We start from the raw sequence: 20438 nt of genomic DNA, 5'->3' as shown, positions 1-20438 counted from the left end.
CTTAGCAGCCCACCTGAAGTCGAGAAAAACGGAATTTTTTGAGGTCGGAGTATCGCCGTCCTCTCGTGTCTATTCGCGTAACGTCTCGGACCACCCATTTAAGCTGCTATGTTCACTAATTAAATGATTGATGTTTTGACTGTTTTTACATTTAGTGTTTTCGGAATTATGTGAACGGATGATAGGTGACGAACGCTTTTTGATCCATTCAGCCCAGGTGTGGAGAGCTCGGGTCTCGGTATTGGCTTGTCTATTTGCTAAACGATAGTTACGCAAATGGGAGGTCAAATCCGTTTGGCTCCAAGCCCCAAGGATGCCGCATTCGAAACAACGCTATTAGCAGCTCCGGATCAAGATCGTGGCGATCAACTCTGGGTCCACAAAGGACTTGTCATTAGGGTCCCACTTCGTCAGTGAGGCGTAATTGGTTGTCGTGATAATAAATCCGATGGGGATGTGGATGGCTCAGGAAGTCGTGGTGGGAAATATGCCAGCCGTAGGCTCCGGCCATGTCAAACAGCACCAGGTCGCCGACCCGCAACTGGTCCACCTTGACCTGCTTTGCCAGCACGTCCTTCGGGGTACAGAGTTCTCCACACAGGGTAATCTTTTGCTGGGAAACGCCGGGCCGCGGGCAGGGCCAGGACCATTGCTCAACCGGTATCACCTGGAACGGATGGTTGTGCTGCCAGGAGGAGGGCAAGCGGAAATGGTGAGTGCCGCCACGAAGGATGGCGAAGTTCTCGCCATGGTTGACTTTGATGTCGGTGACTTCGGTAACGTAGCAGCCCATTGTTGCGGTGACGAACCGCCCGCACTCCATGGCTAACGAAAAGTCGAAATCCCGGCTATCCAGGTACCGCTCCAGTTCCTGGCAATAGTAGGGCCAGTCAAACTGGGCTCCGCCCGGCGTATAGTTGATGCCTATGCCACCACCGATGTTCAGCACCTTGATGTCCAGACCGTAAGCCCGCTGCCATGATCGTGCCACTTCAACGTAGCTTTGAACCAGCAGCAGATGGCTCCTGGCATCAAGGTTGTTGGAGAGGGCATGGAAGTGGAAACCAACGCACCGGAGGTGGGAATAGCCCGGCAACGAGTCAAGGACATCGCAAATCCGGTCCTGGTCGATGCCGAACTGCGTGGGTTTGCCGGCCATCTTCAAGGTGGCATCCGGCAGGTCAAACCGTGGATTGACCCGGAGCAGCACCTTCACCACCTTGCCCGACTTGGCTGCGAGGGCGTTCAGGCGTACCAGTTGCAGCTCGCTCTCAATATGGTAGAGCTCCACGTCAGCCTCAATGGCGCCCTGCAGTTCCACCTGGGTTTTTCCAGGCCCGCCGAAGGCGATGGGGGTGCCGGGACTCGCCTGGCGAACCCTGTGGATCTCGCCCAGCGAGGCCACTTCAAAGCCATGTACATCGGGCGCCAGGGTTGTCAGCACCGGGGCGTCGGAATTGGCCTTGATGGCGTAGTAGAAATGGACCCGTTGCGGCAGGTTTTCGCTGATCCATCGGGCTCGCTGCGCCAGGTAATCCAGGTCGTAATAGTAGGCGCAGATCGGCTCGTGCTGTTGCTCGATGTACTGCAGCAGTGGCGTCAAAGAAAAAGGAACCGTCATTGTTACTCCTTATGGGCTGCCAGGTGGGCCAGGTGGGCCCGGCGCATCACGCCCCGGTCGTCACCGATCACAAAAAGCGACACGCGCTTCTCGCGCCAGCGCTTCATATCGTCCAGTTCCCGCGGTATGGCACAAAAGGCCTTGCCGGCGGACTGGGTAGCCACACACACCTGTTCGACAGCCGCCTGGACCTGTGGATGACTGCTCTGCCAGGTCAGGTCCAGGGACTGGGACAGGTCGGCGGCGCCCTCGAGCACAACGTCGACCCCCTCAGTTGCAGCGATAGATTCGATGTTGTCGAGCCCTTGCCTGCTTTCGACCATGACCACGACAAGGGTCTCGGTGGCGGCACGCCGGGTGGCCTCGGTCAGGCTGTCCATGCCGTAGCGGCTGGCTCGCGTGGCATTTAGCCCTCGCTGGCCAAGGGGCGCGTAGTGGCAGAGTTCCACCGCCTGCCGGGCCTGTTCCGCATCGTCAATGCGCGCAAACACGATGCCTGCGACACCGGCATCCAGTAGCTGTACCACCAGGTGCGGCGTTTGTGGAGGCACCCGTACCAACACCGCCAGCTGTGCGGAGCGCGCCGCCAGGATCATGGTTTCGACCTGCTCGGGGCTGATCAGGGTATGCTCCAGGTCGATAATGATAAAGTCATAGCCGGCGGCGGCCACCTGCTCCAGGGCCACCGCTGAGGGGATGGAGCAAAACAGTCCGAAGCACTCGTCCCGGGTGAGAATTCGTGACTTGAGTGATGGCGTTGTCACGTCAGCTGTCCTCCTTCAATGGGTTGGCGACCGTCATTGTCCTTAGCCTGATTTCCGGCAGGAAGCGGCGACAGGCCAACTGCTCGACATCGATGCCGGCGGCAAAGAAGTCGAACAGCTTGAAACGCTCAGCTAGGCTCGGACGGTCGGCCTGATACCGCTGGATGATCCGCCGGGCCAGGGCCCAGAAGTTTCGCTCCGAAAGACCGTAGTGCTCACTCAGGAACCACGCCAGCTCCGCCAGGTTGACGAAACACAGGGCGTCCTGGGTAAAGTCGCGCAGCTCATCGGCGTTGTCGGTTTCAAGGAACGAGTTCGGATTGACCCGGGCGTGGGCCTGGGGAGCGTCGGTGAGGTCGGGCAAGGCCTCGATATTGGCCAGCAGCGCTCGGCTGTAACGCACGCCATCGTGGAAATCCTTAAGCGCCACCTTGACGGGCAATCCGTCTTCATGGACCAGCAACATATTCTGGGCATGGGATTCCAGGGCGGTGCCGTTGTGCCACAGCATGTGCATGACTGGCAGGTAGACGCGCTCGATCAATGCCGTCACCCAATCGTCAACACCGTGCTTGCCGATCCACGGGTCGATGACCGGGCGCTGGTCAACGTCCAGTTGCATCAGGGCGGTGATGGGTGTGGCCGACTGCCCCGGGGACAGGTAGCGGTACACACTCTCGCGCCAGATGCAGGCCAGGGCGCCGTATTGCGCCTGGACCTGTTGCGGTGGGGTCACGCTTACGCCGGCGATTTCCCGCAGGATAATGGGTTTGTGTTCCTCCGGCAGCAGCTCATCGTCCTGGACCAGTTGCCACAGCCAGTCACTGATGGGGGCGGCGTTCTGGACGGTATGGGGCGCCAGTACCCGGGAGGTCGATGTATTGACCAGGCTCATGGCGAGCTTGACCGAGGGTGCCTCCAGGTCGCTCATGTTGGACAGGGTACGGATCGATTGCTGTGGCAGGTAATCCGGCCCCTTCACTTCCAGTTCGATGATCTGGTTGCTGGCCAACTGAGCCTGATAGTAGACGCGGATAACCTTTTGCCACTGCCATGGATGTACCGGCATCAGGGCCATTCGGTCCGGCTGGCCACCGGCGGTGCGAATTTGCTGCTCAATGGCCTGGTATTCCCCAACTGTGAACTGCTCGCGATGGATGGCCTCCAGGCTGGCCGTCCCACTGACCCCCACTCGGGTCAGGGCCTGGTCCACCGCAATCCAGACCAGGGTGTGTCCGTTGGACAGTTCGGGTCCGTAGCGCTGGTTTTCGGTCAGGTCAAAGCCAATCCGGGACTTGAAGCTGGGGTGGTACAGGTGGCCATTGCTTACCCGGGCTTCCTGCTCAAAATACGACACCTCACGGATGGGGCGGGCCGGCGGACTCTGCAGCGCCTGGGCGTGCTTGACCAGGGTGTGTGCGAGCTCGTCGTGGAACTGCTGCCAGCGCACGGGGTCCGCTTCCATGACTTGCGAGAGATCCTGCATGACCTGCCCGAGGGAAGGGATATTGGTTTTTCCGGCCTCGATCCGTTGCAGCGACCCTGGCCGGATGCGGATACGGCCAAAACTGAAGCTGGTCGTCGCCTGGCACTGGTAGCTCAAGGTTGCTGTGATCGGTATCCCGAGGCCATTGGGTGCCTGCTGGTGCGGCAGCACCCCTTCAAACAGCAAGGCCTCCAACAACTGGGTGATGACCCGTTGTTCGGCGTGCTGGTAGGCAGCCTCGAAGCCGGTATCAGACAGCGGGGTAAGGCCGGTGGGCCGGTGGTCACAAAGTGGGTTCGGAATGTCCACCCAGGACGGTTGTTCGCCGCTTTTGGCGAAGGTGCTCAGCATGTTGGCCTTCGCCGGCAGATGGCTGGTTTCGAGCAACTGGCGGGCGTAATGCCGCGCCCGCTCCGAGAGCCCGGCGTCGGACAGAACCTGCCCCGCCACCTGCCACAACGCGGTCTCGGTCACCGGGCACATCCGGGCGAGGGCCCCGGTGACGTGGGCAATGTGATTGACGACCACGTAGTACTTGAAGCGGAACCAGGCGTCGTCCGCGGAATACCAGACCGGGCTATCCGGCAGTACCTCGGTACTGCGATCGGCCAGCAGGGAATCCGCCGCCACACTGACACCTTCCATGTCACGAACGACCAGTTGCACCGGAATGCCCTGGTCGAATCGCATCAGGCAGTTCTGCAGGTGGGCCTCGAGGCTGATCCCGATTCTTGCGAACAACTCCAGTACGGGAAGCAGCGACACCTTGAGGTACTGCTGCCACCAGTCACAGACAAACCCGCGCGTTATCGGGGTGCCCGCAACCTGGGCGGCTTGCTGGAGGTAATGGCGCAGTGGCAGCGCTCCGGTCACCGGGCATTCTTCCACCAGGCTGCCCAGGACTCGGGTTTGCGCCAGGGTCTCGGGGGCCAGTCCAGCCCGGTAAATGATGCCAAAAGAGGCTTCGAGCCCCGGCAGCTTCAGGGTCTGAGCCGCCAGTTCCGGCAACAGGCAGAGGGATTCGCTGCGTTCGTCCGGGGTCATCAGGTTGATCAGGCGGCTGGCGTCAATGGCGCGCTTGGCCTGATCAAGGGGGTTGTTGCGAATGAAATTGGTGATCCGGACATCCAGCGACAGTTTCAGGAACAGTCCGCTCTGCGGCAACCATACGGTGCGGACCGAGGACGTCGGCCAGGCCACCTGACCCAAGGGGCCGAGGGACATAATGTCGCCCTCCTCGAGTTTGCGGCGAACCTCGGCCTGGTCCAGCAAGAAGCTGGCCTGCCAGGGGTGACAGGGTACCAGTTGGTATTGACCGGCCAGTTCCTCCAGCTGTTGCCGGGCTTCCCGTTGGGTGGCCGGGTCAATCAGTTGGGCGACCTCGGCCCCAGCCGACAGGGTTTGAACCAGTGCCGGTGCCACCGCGAAGTAATGGAGCTTGAAGGAGGCACCCAGTTCAGGGCTGTAATGCCTCATATCCTGTTCCGAAAGGCCGGTACTGGCTTTCGAGGTGACGTGAAACGGGTGCCCGAGCACCATGCCCTGCTCCGCCGCGGTAAAATCATCCACGACGGACGGTCCGTCGGCCTGGAGGCGTCGCGCGTCGAGAAAGAAGCGTGACTTATCAACACTGTTGCACATGCTCTCGTATAGTGTCGCCGCGGCCGCCACCCGTTCAGTTTCGCCACCGGCATCGTGGGCCAGTTGCTCACAGATCAGTCGCAGCAGCGGGCGGATGTCCGTCAGTTCGCTGGCAGCACTCGCGGAGCCTTGTTGCAGCCAGAACCTGTGACCGTATCGGTGGTAGCCGGTCAGGGAAAGGTGCTTGAGGCTGCCGTACAGGACGGTGTCCGGGGCCGTAAACCGGTAACGGAAATAGAGGTCACTGTCGGTGGCCTGTTGCCCTTCCCAGGTCAGGTCTTCCGGGCGGGAAAGCAGGTTCTCGCGAACATCCACGCCAGTCTCCCTGAAAAAGGTATTGAGATACTGTTCGAAGAGTTTGTAATGCCAATGGTGGGCATGGGCCGACGTCATGAGTGGGTTACCTCTGGGTAGGTTGAATATCTGAAGGTCGTCATCAGGAGGCTGGCAGCCAGGAAGAATCCGGCGGTAACTGTCATGGCGCCTGCGGCCTGGAACAGTGAATAGGTAGCGGCGGCCACCAGTGGACCGATCAACTGGCCGGTGACCAGGGCACTCTTTGCGGTCCCTATGGCCTGCCCTTGCTGGCCCGGTGCCACTTGGTCGCTCACGCTGTACATGACCGACTGGATCAGAGCGGCGAAGAAGAACCCCTGTGCAAGGCGCAGCAGCGCAACCAGCCAAAGGCTGTCCACCCAGATCAGTGCCAGGATGGCGGCGCCGCACCCGGCCGACGCAAGGATGAAGCTGTCGCTGGCCTGGCCCTGGTCATTGCGCCTGCCCCAGTAGCTGCCGGCAAGGAAGGTGGAGGCCCAGGCCAGGGCGTGCAGCACGCCGGTTGTGGTTGCGGTGGGGAACGCCTGGGGGCCGAGCTCACGAATATAAAGCGCAAAACAGGTGACCAGGGCAAAGGCCCCGCCCTGTGCCAGGGTGCCAGCGGCGAGCCAGGAGAGGTGGCGCCGTTGCCAGTACCACCGCTTGGGCAATGGCGTGCCGTGGTCGCTGCCAGTTGTCCCGGGCACTTCACGGAGCAGCGTCGCCGCCACGACCAGGGCAACGCAGGTCACGGCTGCTGTCAGGTTTAGCAGCAGCTCCATCCCCCACAGGTCCATGAAGAGCCCGCCAAGCAGGGGGCCACTGAGACAGGCAGCCGCCTGGGCACTCTGCAGTTTTCCCAGGGCCACGCCCCTGGACAGCCCGGCCCCTGGCAAACCCGTGGTATGGCTGGTGTAAGCCATGATGGCCACTGAGATACCACACAGCCCCAGTAACACCCGGGCAAACAGGAAGAGCACCAGGTTACCGGCTGTCGACATCAGCACCAGCGAAAGGCAAAAGCCGGCCAGGGCGAGAAACAGCACCGTCCGGTAACCCCAGCGGTCCGCTAGGCGTCCGACCACTGGCGCTGTCAGCAGCCCGCCTATGGCGGGAGCCGCCAGGGCGACGCTCGCCCAGGCCGCCGATGCGTTGGTGCTGGTGGTCAGCTTCTCCAGGTACAGGGGCATGACCGGCACCAGCACCATCAAGCCGAAGGTGGCCAGGAACTGGCAGCAAAACAGCAGTGTGAAAACGTTAGGTTGTGGTTTCATGGTCCCGAGCTTGCGTTAAGTCCTGTTCGGCTGGGAGAGCGTTTGGCCGGGAGGTAAGCAGCGGGTTGTGGATGTGTCCCATGGCGCTTGGCATCCCTGTTGAAGCAGCCTGTTGATTTAACAGCGGCGTGAGCAATTGCTTGAATGGCCATACCTCGGCGTCCAGCAAGAATTTGCACAGGACCTGTTTCAGTTGCTTATCGGCCAGTGTTGCGGCGTACTCTTCAAGGCACACCCGCACCCAGTTCCAAAAGTCCGTTTCACTGTGGTTGCCGTGATTAACTGTCGCCAGGGCAATGGGGTACAAGGTGACCTGTAGCCCCAGGGTTGTGAAATACGCCAGTAGCCGTTCGTCTGACCCCAGCACCAGCGAGTTGGGCGTGCCCCAGTCGATCTGGTAGTCGGGCAATGGCAGCCCTTGCTGCTTGAGCCGGGTTGGACAAATTCTCAGGGTGTCGTGGTCCCGCAACACGAAGCCGCTAAGCCGTTTGCCCTGATAGCGGGCGAGCAGGTTCTGACCATGACATTCCGGCATAACGCCCTGGCACCACAAGGTCAGGAAGGTCCGGATGAACTGGGCGGTCAGTTCCTTGACCGCCTGCCAGGGCTCGATGTCATCGCCGAGCAGTTGCTGCCACACCGGTGCATGGGCGAAGCCCAGCGCGGACAAGGTGATCAGTTGGTCCGGTTGGGCTCCAGCAGCCCGCGGCAAATAACGCAGCTGGCAGCCGAACAGCCCCGGATTGCTGATCATGTCCTGTTCCCGCCCCACGACCCACCAGTGGCTTTCGTCGCACAGCGCCACGGTTCGCGCCAACTCGGTGTGCTGCGCCAGGATGCGTTTCAGCAGTTGGTGGGCCTGGTCACTGTTGACAAGGTACCGTGGGGGCATCGAACGGATGGCCCCGAGGGTCCGGGCGCTGGTGGAAAGCTTCAGGTGCAAATACTCATCGCTTCCGCTGATCAGGGTTCGCAGGGACGAGGTCGGCTGTCCCGTCGGCGATGAGAACCGCAGGTCTGCGGCATCCACCCCGGCGGCAGTTGACAGCAACGCCGCGTGCTGGCTTGGTAGCATCGGCAGGGCGACGTGCCCCGGCGCCAGGGTTTTAAGCTGGTGGTTGAGGCTGGCCAGTTCGGCACTGGCCAGCAACAACTCCGCGGGCTGCGCTGCCTGCCGGGTCATCAGGTGGTCCGGGTTAAAGGCCCACCAGCGGAGGCGAAGGAGGTGAGGGAGGCAAGGGTCCTGGGCTTCCGTTGGCGACACCAGGGCCGCAAGCTCCCCTTTTGCATGGGCAAAGGGATGGAACGGTCGATCTGCGGCCATCGCCAGGTATTCGCTGGCAGTCAGGGTCGAATGGCCCCGGTTGGTGGCGAGTCGGAGCAGGTGGGGAAGGCCGTCGATGAAATCGAAACACTCCTCCCACCACTGCACCGCTTCCGCCCGATTGGTGGCCGGCCACCACGAGGCCTCGACCAGATGGGCCATGAGGAGCCGAGCGTTCAGCCGGCTGCGCTGTCGGTCACGGTAAAGGAAGACTTCGTCGTCCCAAAGCCGGTAGGGCCTGAGCCCTTCCCGCCTGGAACACGCCAGTTCCAGGCGGGTGGTACGGTCCAGAGTGATGGAAAGGAATGAGCCGGTACAATGCATGTGGCTACAGGCGCCATTGAAATCCTCCATGAACAGGGCATCGATTAGTTTTTGCAGTTGGTCGGTATAAAGCTGCCGCCGCATTGTCGTCTTCCTAGAACAAGGGGAGTTCAGTGCCCGCGTTGTTGTTTTCGGCGGCCTGGTAGAACCAGCGCGCGCACACGATGTCGTCAATGGCCATGCCCATCGGATTGAGCAGGATGATTTCGTCATCGTTATCGCGGCCCCGGATCGAGCCGCAAACAATCTCGCCCAGTTCGGCGTGCAGCTGCTCACGGCTGAACAGGCCCTCTTCCACCAGCACATTGATCACTTTTTTCTCGCGGTTGGACTGGTCCCAATCGTCGACGATCACTTTGTCGGCTTTCAGGAAGACATCACGCTCGATGTCCATGATCGAGATGTTGGAAATAAAGCAGCCTTTCTTGATCCACTCGAACGGGATATAGGGCTTGTCGGAAACGGTACAGGTCACCAGCACGTCAGCCTGCTCCACCGCTGACTTGGCCGACTCGTGGATGACAAACCGGGTGCTTGCGTAGTCCGCGGCGAATTCGCTGATCAGGTGGTCGGCGGCGGTTGGGTTCAGGTCATACAGGTGCACCGTCTGGATCTGCGGGTATTGCTCGAGCAGGGTTTTCACCTGCATGTGTGCGATGGGCCCACAGCCAATGATCGTGACATCGGTAAAGTTGCTGGCCGCAAGGTATCGGGTCGCCACGCCGGTAATGGCCGCGGTTCGCATTGCACTGATCAGGCCGCCTTCCATCACCGCCACGGGGTAGTTGGTCTGGGCGTCGTTGAGGACGATCAGCGCACTCGCCCGGGGAAGCTGGTGTTTGCTGGGGTTGTGCTGGCGAGAGCCGATCCATTTGATGCCCGCCATGGGGTTCTCGCCACCCAAGTAACAGGGCATGGCAATGATCCGGTCGGCAATATGGTCGGCCCCGGGCCAGCGCAGGTAGGGCTTGAGTGGCTGGACGAAATTGCCCTCGGCGTGAAGCCTTAGACCCTCCTCGACCGCCTCAATGAAAGCATGACTGTGATCTGCGCCCAGCGCTTTCAGGTCGGATTGGCTGAGATAGCGGAGTGTTGCGGTGTTGGTCATTGATGAGTTCCCTGGAGTTCGATTAAGCAATTTCTTCGTGGGTATCGGTTGCTTGCTTGAAATGACGCTGCTTTACCATTTCAAGCCATTCTTCGTTATAAATGAGATCAAGGTAGCGATCGCCACGGTCAGGCAACAGCGTCAGGATGCATTTGCCCGCGGGTATCTCGGGCAGGAGTTTCTCGATCGCCGAGATCGAGGAGCCACTGGAGCCGCCGGCAAAAATGCCCTCTTCGGCAATCAGACGACGACAGCCCAGGGCGGATTCGTAATCGTCGACGTAGACCACCTGGTCCACTTCGTTTGCGGACAACAATTCCGGAATCCGGCTGGCACCAATGCCGGGGATTTCGCGGGGAGCCGACTTGCCGCCGAACAGGATGGAGCCGACGATGTCCACCGCGATGATCCGCATGGCCGGAAATACTTCTTTCAGGCAGCGGGACACCCCCATCAGGGTTCCGGAGGTGCTCGCGCCTATAACCAGGTAGTCGATCTGGTGATTGATTTGCCCAAGGATTTCCCGCGCTTCGCCGTAATAGTGGCTGCGCCAGTTGTCCGGGTTGGCGTACTGGTTGATCCAGACCGAGTTGGGTATGGAATGGAGGAGCTGTTTGACGGTGTTGATCCGGGTCAGCAGATAACCGTCGTTCTCATCCTTTTGCGTAACGGATACGACGTTGGCGCCGTACAGCCTTAACATCTTCAGGTTGGCCGGGGAGATTTTCGGATCGACCACGGCGGTGAATTCGAGCCCCTTCAGCTTGCAGATCATGGCCAGGGCAATGGCCAGGTTGCCCGAGGAACTTTCAATGATGTGACTGTCGTGGTTGATCGTGCCGGCCTGGATGCCCATTTCCAGCATATACTTGGCGGGTCTGTCCTTGATGCTTCCGCCGGGGTTCATGAGTTCCATCTTTGCGAGAACGGTAACGTTTTTTTCTGCAAAGACCCGTGAGAGCCTGACGAGCGGTGTATTTCCTATACAGCTGGCAACATTGTCGTAGATCATTTTCGCCTCCTTAGGTGCAGGGGGCAATGCTAAACGCAAATAAGAACCATTTGCAACAGGGTGTGATCAAGTATCGCTGCTTGGTGAGGTTGGAAGCGGAGAACACCCCGACCCGGCGGCTGGAACTTGTTATATTCTTAATGGTATTGATAATCGATTACATTTAGTTTAGATTCCGCATTCTAAATTAAGTCAAACCATTAGGTGCCAATAATGCTCCGACAAACCAACAAACTACGCCTCTCAATGATCCTCGCGCTTGGGTGCGCTACAACTGCCACCGCACAAGAAGGCGCCGAACAGGCTCCAAAGTCGCTTGGTACGCTTGAAGTGACTGCCACACGTGGCCTTGACTCTCTGAATGTAAATCCGGGTGCCGTCACGGTTGTTGACCGAAACGCCATTGAAGAGCAGTCCTCTCTGGGCGGCAACATCGGCGACATCCTGGCCAAAACCGTACCCGGCCTGTCGCCCTCTACTCATGGACTGACTACTGTTGCCCAGACTCTGAGAGGCCGCAATTTGTTCGTGCTGATTGACGGCATTCCCCAAACCATCAGTCTTCGTGATGGGCTGCATTCCCTGAACTCCATTGATCCCTCCTCCATTGAGCGTATCGAGGTGATTCGGGGCTCCAACGGTGTGTACGGTTTCGGCGGCACCGGCGGTATCATCAACATCATCACCCGCAAGAACGAAAAAGGCGCACCCCTTTACCGCACCGAACTGAACGGCGGATTCTCCACCGAACATATCAAGGACAGCGAGCAGTTCGGGCTGTCCCAGAGCGTGACGGGCGGCTCCGGCGACTTTGATTACCAGTTCCGCGGTTCCTATGAACAGCGGGCAAATTTCTTCGACGCCGATGGCGACCGCATTCCTCCGGACCCGAACGGTCAGGGCGGTATTGCCGACTCCCGTGAGTTCGATCTTCTGGCTAAGCTCGGCTTTGACCTCGATGCTGACAAACGGCTGGAACTGACCACCAGTTACTACGACATCAAACAGGACACCAACTATGTCCTAGAGCCTGGAGTGTATGGTGAGCGTAAGACTCGCGCCGTGAAAGGCGACCCGGGCGGCAAGGACCAGGGCACCGAAAACCTGAACGTGAACCTGACCTACAGTGACCGCCAACTGTTCGGCGATACCTCGCTGGGCGCGCAACTCTACTATCGCGACTACATGACCCGTTTCGGCTACTTCGCCACTTTCTACCCCGGTGGCGGCCAGTCGCTGACCGAATCCGAGCGCATTGGCTCACGCCTCGATTTCGAGACGCCGTTTGACGTGATGTCCGGAGCTAAGCTGCTTTGGGGCCTCGATACCCTGCTGGAAACCACCTCTCAGCCGCTGGAAGACGGCCGTACCTTCGTACCGGAGATGGACCAGAACAGTGTAGCGCCGTTCCTGCAGGCGGAGCTCCAACTGGATTCAAAATGGACCGTCAACGCTGGTGTGCGTTATGAAAAATTCTGGTTTGAGGTGGACGACTACACCACGGTCTTCGGTGCGGATGTCGAAGGCGGAGAACTGGAATACAGCGAAACCGTGTTCAATACCGGAGCCCGCTATCAGGTGAACGATGTCTGGGCCGCTACCGCTAGCTTCTCCCAAGGCTTTACCGTGCCGGAGATTGGCCGCACCCTGCGCCAGCCCCAGCAAGGTACCTCTCTTGACCAGATCCGCCCGGAGCCACAAGTTGTCGACAACTATGAGCTTGGTACCGAGGCGGTATGGGATCGCGCCGATCTTGCTCTGTCGCTGTTTTATAGCGAATCCGAGCTGGGCACCAGCCTTGCGGCGGCTAACGCCAACGAACCCATCCCGGTGCTCAGGAGCCCTGAACGCATCTACGGTTTCGAGGCGGAATTCAATGTCTATCCCACGAGCGACCTGAGCACCGGTGGTACCTTCACCTGGCTGGAAGGCAAGGTGGACTCCGACGATAACGGCAGTTACGACACCTACCTGGCAGGCAACCGTATTCCGCCGCTCAAGGTAACTGGCTACGTGGAACACGACACCACCGCACGCTGGACCAACCGCCTGCAGGCCATGGTGGTGGGTGACCGGGACCGTTTCAGCGGCAGCGGATTCGGGGTAGGTGAAGTGGAGTCCTTTACCGTGCTGGACCTCACCAGTCGGTGGCGGACCGGTAATGGCGACGTTACCCTTGCTATCAGCAACCTGCTGAACGAAGACTACTTCCCGGTGATCTCTCAGATCTACAACTTTGACACTCAATACACCACCGCTCCAGGCCGCACGGTTATGCTGACCTACGGGATAGACTGGTAAACGAAACAGAGGAATAGGAGAAACCACACAACAGGCCGCTAAAGAAGCGGCTTGTTGCTTTTTACCACTTGGCAATCGAACGCGCGCGGCCGCACACGCGCAGTCGAATCCTACGATAACCGCCACTCTGGCGCTGATATTTCGGTAAACTACTGGACGAGCGTCAGCAGAGACTGATCCCGATAGCAAGGTGGAGGAAAATACCGTCCGTCTCATGTTGCAGCGGGGGGCCCGCCTGCCCACTCTCAACGGGACAGAATCCCCTATACCGTTGCTACCGACGGTTTGACAGCTTCAACCGCTCCAAGCGCACGCTTGACCGGCACACAAACCGGGCGACCCGCCAAAGGCTCACGGATAACCTGGGCATCGAGATCGAATACCTGCTTGAGGTTGTCGGCCGTGAAAACCGCTTCCGGTGTGCCATCGTGCAGAATCCTACCCGCTTTCATCATCACCAGCCGGTCGGCATAGGCGGCGGCCAGGTTCAGGTCGTGGAGCACCACCAGCAGGGTGCGCCCCTGTTGGTGGGCCAGGGAAACCAGCAGCTCGAGAAGATCCACCTGCACTTTCAGGTCGAGGAAGGTGGTGGGCTCGTCCAGCAACAGCAGCTCCGTTTCCTGGGCCAGCACCATGGCAATCCAGCAACGCTGGCGCTGCCCGCCACTGAGGGCATCCACCGGCCGGTCCGCGAAGGCGGCCACATCGGCCACGGCCATGGCCTCTTCAACAGCGGCTTCGTCATGCCTGGACCACTGGCGCATCAGGCTCTGGTAGGGGAAACGACCGAGCCCCACCAGCTCCCTCACGGTCAGGCCGTCCGGCGCTGAGGGACTCTGTGGCAATATACCCAGGCGTTGCGCCACGGTCCTGGTGGATTGCCGATGGATATCGGTGCCATCCAGAATCACCTTGCCGGCATCGGGAGCCAGGGTTCTCGCCAGGGTTTTGAGCAGGGTGGATTTGCCAGAGCCATTCGGCCCAAGCAGAACTGTGACGCTGCCGTCCTGCACCGTGAAGTGCACATCTGCCAGCACCTGCCGGCCGTTGTATCCGGCGGACAGGGCTTCTCCTCGCAACCGGGGCAGTTCGGCAGAGTCCGGAGTTGAAGAATCTCGGTTTAAGGGCATGTTGGCGTCGCTTTCGAATATGGTCAGATGATATTATCTCCCATTCTCATTATCAAATCGGCACGTCGTACCGACCATCAATCACCCGGATTTGCCATGCTCCGCTATGCCGGCTTCTTTCTAGTCGCCACCTGTCTGGCCTGGGCGCCGACAGCCAGCGCCAACAATTCCGCTACCGTGGTAGAGCATGCCTTCGGCAAGGCAACCATCCACGGCAATCCTGCGCGTGTTGTTTCCCTCTACCAGGGTGCCACCGATACCGCCGTGGCACTGGGCATCGAGCCGGTGGGCGTGGTGGAGTCCTGGACCGAAAAGCCCATGTACCGGTACCTGCGGCAGGACCTTCAGGAGGTCACCTACCTCGGGCTTGAAACCCAGCCGAACCTGGAACGTATTGCCTGGCTGATGCCGGACCTGATCGTCGGGGCCAGCAACCGCCACCGCACCATCTACCCGTTGTTGGACCGAATCGCCCCCACGGTCATTCCGGGCAACGTCTACGACTTCAAGGCACTGCTTGCGCTGATGGCAAAGGCCACTGGTCGTGTGGCGCGCGGTGAGGCACTGCTAGCACAGTGGCAGGCACGGGTGGAGGATTTCAGGACCCGGATCCAGCGCAAACTGGGTGATCAGTGGCCCCAGGAAGTGGCCATCCTGAGTTTTCGCGCCGACCATGCCCGTATCTACTACGATGGTTTTGCCCGTACCGTTCTGGACGAATTGGGGTTTGCCGCTCCGATTGACCATCGCAAGGAAGGTTGGGGCATAAAACTCACCAGCCAGGAAAGCATCCCGGCGATGGATGCGGAGGCGATCTTTGTCTTCATGGACGACGACCCGGCGGTGCGGCGCACCTACGAGACCTGGTCCAGCCATCTCCTCTGGAAGAACCTGCAGGCGGTGCGGCAGGATGACGTCTACCGGGTGGACCCGGTGACCTGGAACATGGGTGCCGGCATAATTGCCGCCAACCGGATGCTTGATGAACTTTACCGGCATTACAACCTGGAGCAGCCGGACCGCCAGGAGTGTGCACAATGCTGACCTCACTGTTGGCAAGAGCGTCGGGAACCCTGTTCTGCCTGGGCTTGCTGCTGGTGGCAACAGTTTCCAGCCTGGTGTTTGGCCACATATCTGTCTCGCTGGATATGCTGACCGCAAGCCTGATCGATTACGATCCTGGTTCCCTGGAGCACTTGGTGGTTCGCACCGAGCGTTTCTCACGCACCATCACCGCGCTGATCGTAGGCGCCGGCCTGGCCATTGCCGGCGTGCTGATGCAGACACTCACCCGCAATCCGCTAGCCTCACCCGGTATTCTGGGCATTAATGCCGGCGCGATGTTCTTTGTGGTGATTGGCGCCACGCTTTTCTCCCTGACCTCTCCTTCCGAATTGGTCTGGGTGGCCTTCATCGGGGCAGCCACTGCCGCCTTTTTGGTTTACTTCCTGGGCCAGGAAGCCGGGCGCGGCATATCTCCGGTACGGACGGTGCTCGCCGGTGTCGCCGTTACCGCTCTGTTTGTGTCGTTTGCCCAGGGACTACTGATCTTCAACCAGGACCGTTTTGAAAGCATCCTGTTCTGGCTGGCAGGGTCCGTCTCAGGACGCGAACTGAATGCCATACTTCCTCTCCTGCCAATGTTCGGCCTGGCCCTGCTGGTTGCACTGCTGTTATCCCGGCAACTGAACCTGCTGGGACTGGACGATGAGGTTACTCGCGGCCTGGGCCTGAGGGTAGGCCAAGTACGGTTGCTGATCGGCCTCGTGGTCATAGTACTGGCAGGCACATCCGTTGCCGTGGCCGGGCTGATCGGTTTTGTGGGCCTGATTGTGCCGCATATAGCGCGGGGGATTTTCGGCACCGATCATCGCTGGCTGTTACCCATGTCCGCCATACTCGGCGCCACACTTATGTTGGCCGCCGATACCGTGGCGCGGATGATCATTCCGCCCCAGGAGGTTCCGGTAGGGGTAATGACCGCCCTGCTGGGCACGCCGCTGTTCCTCCATCTTGCCCGCCATGTGAGGAAAGTATCATGACCCGCTCCCTCGTCCTGCGAACGCCTGGTGACCGCTGGTCGGTAAAGCTAAATGTCAGAGTTCTGGTGGTCACCCTGACGCTGGCAGTGCTGCTGGCCATCAGCAGTGTCCTGGCCCTGGCCTCCGGCAGTCATCCGACGTCGTTTGAGGACGTGCTCGGCACGTTGGCCAACCCGGCCCAGTCGGAGCTGGCACTGATCATTCTGGAAATCCGTCTGCCGAGGGTGATCATGGCCATCCTGGTGGGCGGCGCACTGGGTTCCGCCGGCCTGATCCTGCAGGGCCTGGTAAGAAACCCGCTGGCCTCTCCGGATGTTATCGGCATCACCAGCGGGGCGTCTGCGGCGGCAGTGCTGTTTCTCTGGCTGGGTGGCGCCACCGGCACCTCATTGCTACTGGCGCCGGTTGCCATGGGCGGTGCTTTCGCCGTGGCCCTGTGTATTTCGGCCCTGGCCTGGCACCAGGGTATCAGTCCCGCCAGACTGGTGCTGGTGGGTGTCGGGCTGGCCGCCGCACTGACTGCGGTTACCACCCTCCTGCTGGTACTGAGCCCCGACTCCACCGCCATGAACGCCTATATCTGGCTGACGGGAAGCCTCTATGCCTCACAATGGCACGACGTAACAGCCCTGGCACCCTGGCTGATGGTTTGCTGGCCCCTCGCACTGATCAAACTGCGACACCTCGACGCCCAGTCCATGGGGGAAGACATGGCTCTGGGCCTGGGCAGCGCATTGCAGGGTCATCGACTGCTGTTCCTGGTGTTGGCAGTTGCACTGGCCGGTTCCGCGGTGGCCTATGCCGGGGCGGTCGGTTTCATTGGCCTGATTGCACCCCATATGGCAAGGCGGCTGGTTACCAGCGGGCACACGGGTCTGCTACCGATAGCGACGCTAATCGGTGCACTGATTCTGCTGTATGCGGACTGGATCGGGCGGGTGGCCTTTATACCCAGGGACCTGCCTGCGGGTATATTTGTGGCGGGTATTGGCGCACCTTTTTTCGTATACCTGCTTTACCGGCTCAGGCGTGATCTGGGATGAACATTACTAAGCTGAAAACGGTTAAGCCAGAGGGGAGCAGGCCAGCCGACAGACCCATTTTCCGCTGCCGATCCGAGGTGGCTGAGCCCAAGCCTTGTTGCACAAACTGAACATTCGCTTTGCGACCGAACTATGGACTGGGTTGGGCAGTTGAGATGTAAGGGTTCTGCCCCGTTGCTGCGGATCTTTCGAAAAAGAGGCGGAATTTCTCCCGGGGGAAAGTGTTGGTCTATCCGCCTGAATGTTCGCTTTGCGACCAATCCAACCTGATGAACCTTTTGATACACTGTATGTGCTTTAACTTATGCGTGGTATCTTCAGTTCATTAAAAGTGCTGCGCTTACAAACGCATTCAAAAACAATGCGTTAATTGACAAGGCAGCCTCATTTGTTCATGAAGCCTGTTCATATGCAGTATTTGAGCCTGAATCCATGAACCGTACCCTTTAGTTTGGCTGTAGGAAACTCAACCAAGCCTTCCGAGAACTGGAAATGTCGATAACATCCACGAGGCAAAGAGTGTCATCTGGCCGGTAAGTACCATCACGCCCATGATAACCAACACCAAGCCCGCCATTCCTCTCAGAAGTCGACTCCAGCGACTGAACCAACGGACTCGTTGCCGAAAGTGCTCAATGAACAGGGCAGTTCCGAGGAAGGGAAGGGCTAGTCCCAGCGAATATGCGGCGAGATACAGCATTCCTGCTTCGGCGTTGGCGTGCGTGGAGCTGAGCGCCAGTATCGCCCCGAGAATGGGACCTATACAGGGTGTCCAGCCGACAGCAAATGCTATGCCCAGTAGAAAGGCGGCAGTGGGGCGCCCGCCTTCAAGTGACTGCCCTATGCGCCAATCCCGCTGCAAAGCCGGCATGCTCCACCAACCCAGCATAAACAGGCCCATCAACACGATGAGCACGCCAGCCACCAGGTTGGCCTCTTCACGATAAGCCATCAGCCATTGCCCAAGAACACTGGCGCTTGCACCCAAGGCGACGAATACCAGACTGAACCCCATCACGAAACAAAGACTCAGCCAGAACGCCTTCAACCGATTTGAAGTCTCAGTCAGAGCGCCTCCGGTAACAACCGACAGGTAGCCGGGAACCAAGGGTAAAGTGCAGGGTGAGAAAAACGACACGAGACCCCCGGCAAACGCGGCGGCAATTCCCCAGGTTGCAAGATCAGGCATTTAGTCCCCTAAGTTTTGTAAGTCCGTTAAACCGCCCAGAAATCAAATTTGATACCTTCTCTGGAAGGGCCGTTGTCGATGATAACCCTCGACCGCCATAGCATCTTGCCGGTACCGCACGCCGGCAGGGTAATGGATCCCTGGTAAACACCGTGGGCATTCGGTAACAGCTGGGTGCGGACCACGCCCATGTACATTTCAAGCCCTTCGAAATCCACGATCAGGGAGTCTGCTGTCATGTTTTCGAGACGCACACGAACGGGAATCTCTGTCATCGATTCGATGGCTTTATTACCTAAGCCGACAGTGATGGTTTGATCGCCCATTCGCCCGATACACTGACCTGCAAAAGGTGCGCACCCCTCGGTGGCGTAAAAAGTGACACCGGCATCCGGATCAGGCTTCAGGTACCGCGGCAAGACGAAGATTGCAGCGATGAAGAGAGTGAAACCGGCGATACCGAATAACCATGACCATTTCTTGAAGTGCTGCTTCAACGACATTTTCGAGTTACCCGAGATCTAAAGTGAGTGTTGTCTGGTATCCGTGGGAAATCAGGAGGGGCCCTCAGCCTGGTTAATGTCCTGACTTTCGCTCCGTTGATAGCGGCGCTGGTCTTCCGTCCATAGCGTTTTCAGGTACTCGATCACTAACTGAATTTCCTGGTCGGTGAGGGAGTCCTTGAACGCCGGCATGGTCAGCCGATCCGTTTTATTGAAGGGATGTCGCCATCCCTCGACAATCATCCGGAACAACATGGCATCGCTGTGGCGCCAGGTGTGGCCTGTCTCATCGTGCGGTGGTGGTGGCATTTCGCCTTTTTCATCCGGTTTGTTCCAGTCGGCAGTGCCCTCGCCCTGCCATCCGTGGCAGGCGGCGCAGTATTGCTCATAAATCTGGCGGCCCTCGGCCACTTCGGTCAGCACGCTGTCACTGTTTGGCGGCGCGCCCCCCGCCATCACAAGGGCCGGGGCAACGAGCAAGACCAGCGCGAAAGACCACCTATTCATGAACAGGCACCCATTCGCCAGAGGCGTTCCGCGAAAGCAGATCCCCATTCTCTGTGCCCACCACGAGTCCTTCCGTGGGTGAGAACGTCAGGGCGGTCACCGCTTGGGGTATCTCAAGACCAGCCCAGGTTTCGCCACCGTCAGAACTGTGGTGAAGTTGCCCCTCGATCACGGCGTAGACGTTTTCCGGGGCAGAAGGATCGTAATCAATGGCGGAAACAGTTCCTCGCAATTCGCCGGCATCGCCCCAGAAGCAGAAACAGTCCATGGAACGGGCCACACCGCGGGTGGTGCCGGCGAACAGCCAGCCACTTTCCATACTGCCCGGCATATCGGAGTGCAGAAACGCCTGCACCGGCTCCCGGGGTCCACTGTCTACCTTCACCCATTCGGCGCCAGCATCCCTGGATCGGAACATGCCACCGTCTCCGAGATAGGCGTAGAGGGTGTCCGGTTGGGTAGCGTGTGCGGCAATGGCCTTGATTTCGAGATAGGGCAGGGTGTCATTGAGGGATTGCCAGCGCTCGCTGGCGTTGTCATAGCGCCAGATGCCAAGGCCAGGCCCTGCCAGGTAAAGGCTTTCGTCTGCGCCCTTTGCCATGGAACGGGGTTGAGCGCCGGAATCGGACAGTGGCAGCGGGATCTCGGTAGTGTTCTGGCCTTCCACGGCAAGCAGGCCGCTATCCCGAAGCACCAGTAGGGCGCCGGAGGAGTCAGTCGTCAGCGCCTTCACTGCTTGGCCATCATTCGCAGACTGGGCTTGAACCAGGCCCGGCATGACGGCAACCAACGCTAACAGGAAAAGCCTGGAGACGGCAGAATTCAGGCGGTAAACCATCGCTTTCATGGGGCTG

Annotated in this window: 16 protein-coding genes; 4 read left to right on the top strand and 12 right to left on the bottom strand. The window is 59.5% G+C overall.

The window, feature by feature from the left end; all coding sequences use genetic code 11:
* Positions 1-394 precede the first annotated feature (394 nt).
* From QPL94_RS19020 to sbnA, 7 genes are read right to left on the bottom strand one after another with little or no spacing between them, the layout of a single operon-like run.
* On the bottom strand, positions 395-1621 hold the full coding sequence (locus QPL94_RS19020) for a type III PLP-dependent enzyme (RefSeq protein WP_285359501.1): 1227 nt from the start codon (positions 1619-1621) through the stop codon (positions 395-397).
* 2 nt (positions 1622-1623) lie between these two features.
* Complete coding sequence (locus tag QPL94_RS19015) at positions 1624-2385, bottom strand: HpcH/HpaI aldolase family protein (protein ID WP_285359500.1); 762 nt, start codon at positions 2383-2385, stop codon at positions 1624-1626.
* Position 2386: 1 nt separating this feature from the next.
* Positions 2387-5905 carry an IucA/IucC family protein gene (locus QPL94_RS19010; protein ID WP_285359499.1) on the bottom strand — a complete coding sequence of 1173 codons (3519 nt, stop codon included), beginning with the start codon at positions 5903-5905 and terminating at the stop codon, positions 2387-2389.
* Positions 5902-7101 (bottom strand): MFS transporter, encoded by a 1200-nt coding sequence (locus tag QPL94_RS19005; RefSeq protein WP_285359498.1) that lies wholly within the window; start codon positions 7099-7101, stop codon positions 5902-5904. Before QPL94_RS19005 ends, QPL94_RS19010 begins: the two co-directional genes overlap by 4 nt.
* Entirely contained in the window at positions 7085-8833 is a 1749-nt protein-coding gene (locus tag QPL94_RS19000; RefSeq protein WP_285359497.1) for an IucA/IucC family siderophore biosynthesis protein, read from the bottom strand. The genes QPL94_RS19005 and QPL94_RS19000 overlap by 17 nt, the downstream gene beginning before the upstream one ends.
* 10 nt (positions 8834-8843) lie before the next feature.
* The gene (sbnB, locus tag QPL94_RS18995; protein ID WP_285359496.1) at positions 8844-9857 is read right to left on the bottom strand and encodes a 2,3-diaminopropionate biosynthesis protein SbnB; all 1014 of its coding nucleotides are present in this window, start codon (positions 9855-9857) and stop codon (positions 8844-8846) included.
* A 22-nt stretch (positions 9858-9879) separates the two neighbouring features.
* Positions 9880-10869: a 2,3-diaminopropionate biosynthesis protein SbnA gene (sbnA, locus tag QPL94_RS18990; RefSeq protein WP_285359495.1), complete on the bottom strand. Its 990-nt coding sequence runs from the start codon at positions 10867-10869 to the stop codon at positions 9880-9882.
* Between the two features lie 213 nt (positions 10870-11082).
* Between sbnA and QPL94_RS18985 the strand changes: the two genes are divergently transcribed.
* Entirely contained in the window at positions 11083-13170 is a 2088-nt protein-coding gene (locus QPL94_RS18985; RefSeq protein ID WP_285359494.1) for a TonB-dependent receptor, read from the top strand.
* 263 nt (positions 13171-13433) lie between these two features.
* On the opposite strand, the gene QPL94_RS18980 is transcribed toward QPL94_RS18985, so the two are convergent.
* A complete protein-coding gene (locus QPL94_RS18980) occupies positions 13434-14300 on the bottom strand; it encodes an ABC transporter ATP-binding protein (protein ID WP_285359493.1) in 867 nt (288 codons plus the stop codon).
* Positions 14301-14396: 96 nt separating this feature from the next.
* On the opposite strand from QPL94_RS18980, the gene QPL94_RS18975 reads away from it, so the two are divergent.
* Genes QPL94_RS18975 through QPL94_RS18965 form a run of 3 tightly spaced genes read left to right on the top strand, consistent with a single transcriptional unit; the run spans position 14397 to position 17385 of the window.
* Positions 14397-15344 carry an ABC transporter substrate-binding protein gene (locus QPL94_RS18975; RefSeq protein WP_285359492.1) on the top strand — a complete coding sequence of 316 codons (948 nt, stop codon included), beginning with the start codon at positions 14397-14399 and terminating at the stop codon, positions 15342-15344.
* Positions 15338-16342, top strand: a complete 1005-nt coding sequence (locus QPL94_RS18970) for a FecCD family ABC transporter permease (RefSeq protein WP_285359491.1) — start codon at positions 15338-15340, stop codon at positions 16340-16342. Before QPL94_RS18975 ends, QPL94_RS18970 begins: the two co-directional genes overlap by 7 nt.
* Positions 16339-17385: a FecCD family ABC transporter permease gene (locus QPL94_RS18965; protein WP_285359490.1), complete on the top strand. Its 1047-nt coding sequence runs from the start codon at positions 16339-16341 to the stop codon at positions 17383-17385. Before QPL94_RS18970 ends, QPL94_RS18965 begins: the two co-directional genes overlap by 4 nt.
* Before the next feature lie 466 nt (positions 17386-17851).
* On the opposite strand, the gene QPL94_RS18960 is transcribed toward QPL94_RS18965, so the two are convergent.
* From QPL94_RS18960 to QPL94_RS18945, 4 genes are read right to left on the bottom strand one after another with little or no spacing between them, the layout of a single operon-like run.
* The gene (locus QPL94_RS18960; protein WP_285359489.1) at positions 17852-18574 is read right to left on the bottom strand and encodes a cytochrome c biogenesis CcdA family protein; all 723 of its coding nucleotides are present in this window, start codon (positions 18572-18574) and stop codon (positions 17852-17854) included.
* Positions 18575-18600: 26 nt separating this feature from the next.
* Positions 18601-19077, bottom strand: coding sequence for a hypothetical protein (locus tag QPL94_RS18955; RefSeq protein WP_285359488.1), 477 nt, complete (start codon positions 19075-19077; stop codon positions 18601-18603).
* A 51-nt stretch (positions 19078-19128) separates the two neighbouring features.
* Positions 19129-19584 carry a c-type cytochrome gene (locus QPL94_RS18950; protein WP_285359487.1) on the bottom strand — a complete coding sequence of 152 codons (456 nt, stop codon included), beginning with the start codon at positions 19582-19584 and terminating at the stop codon, positions 19129-19131.
* Positions 19577-20431, bottom strand: a complete 855-nt coding sequence (locus QPL94_RS18945; RefSeq protein ID WP_285359486.1) for a WD40/YVTN/BNR-like repeat-containing protein — start codon at positions 20429-20431, stop codon at positions 19577-19579. Before QPL94_RS18945 ends, QPL94_RS18950 begins: the two co-directional genes overlap by 8 nt.
* Positions 20432-20438: the final 7 nt, after the last annotated feature.

Origin of the sequence: Marinobacter sp. SS13-12 (genome assembly GCF_030227115.1) — a bacterium.
Taxonomy (GTDB): Bacteria; Pseudomonadota; Gammaproteobacteria; order Pseudomonadales; family Oleiphilaceae; genus Marinobacter.
This window is presented reverse-complemented; position numbering and strand designations above follow the sequence as displayed.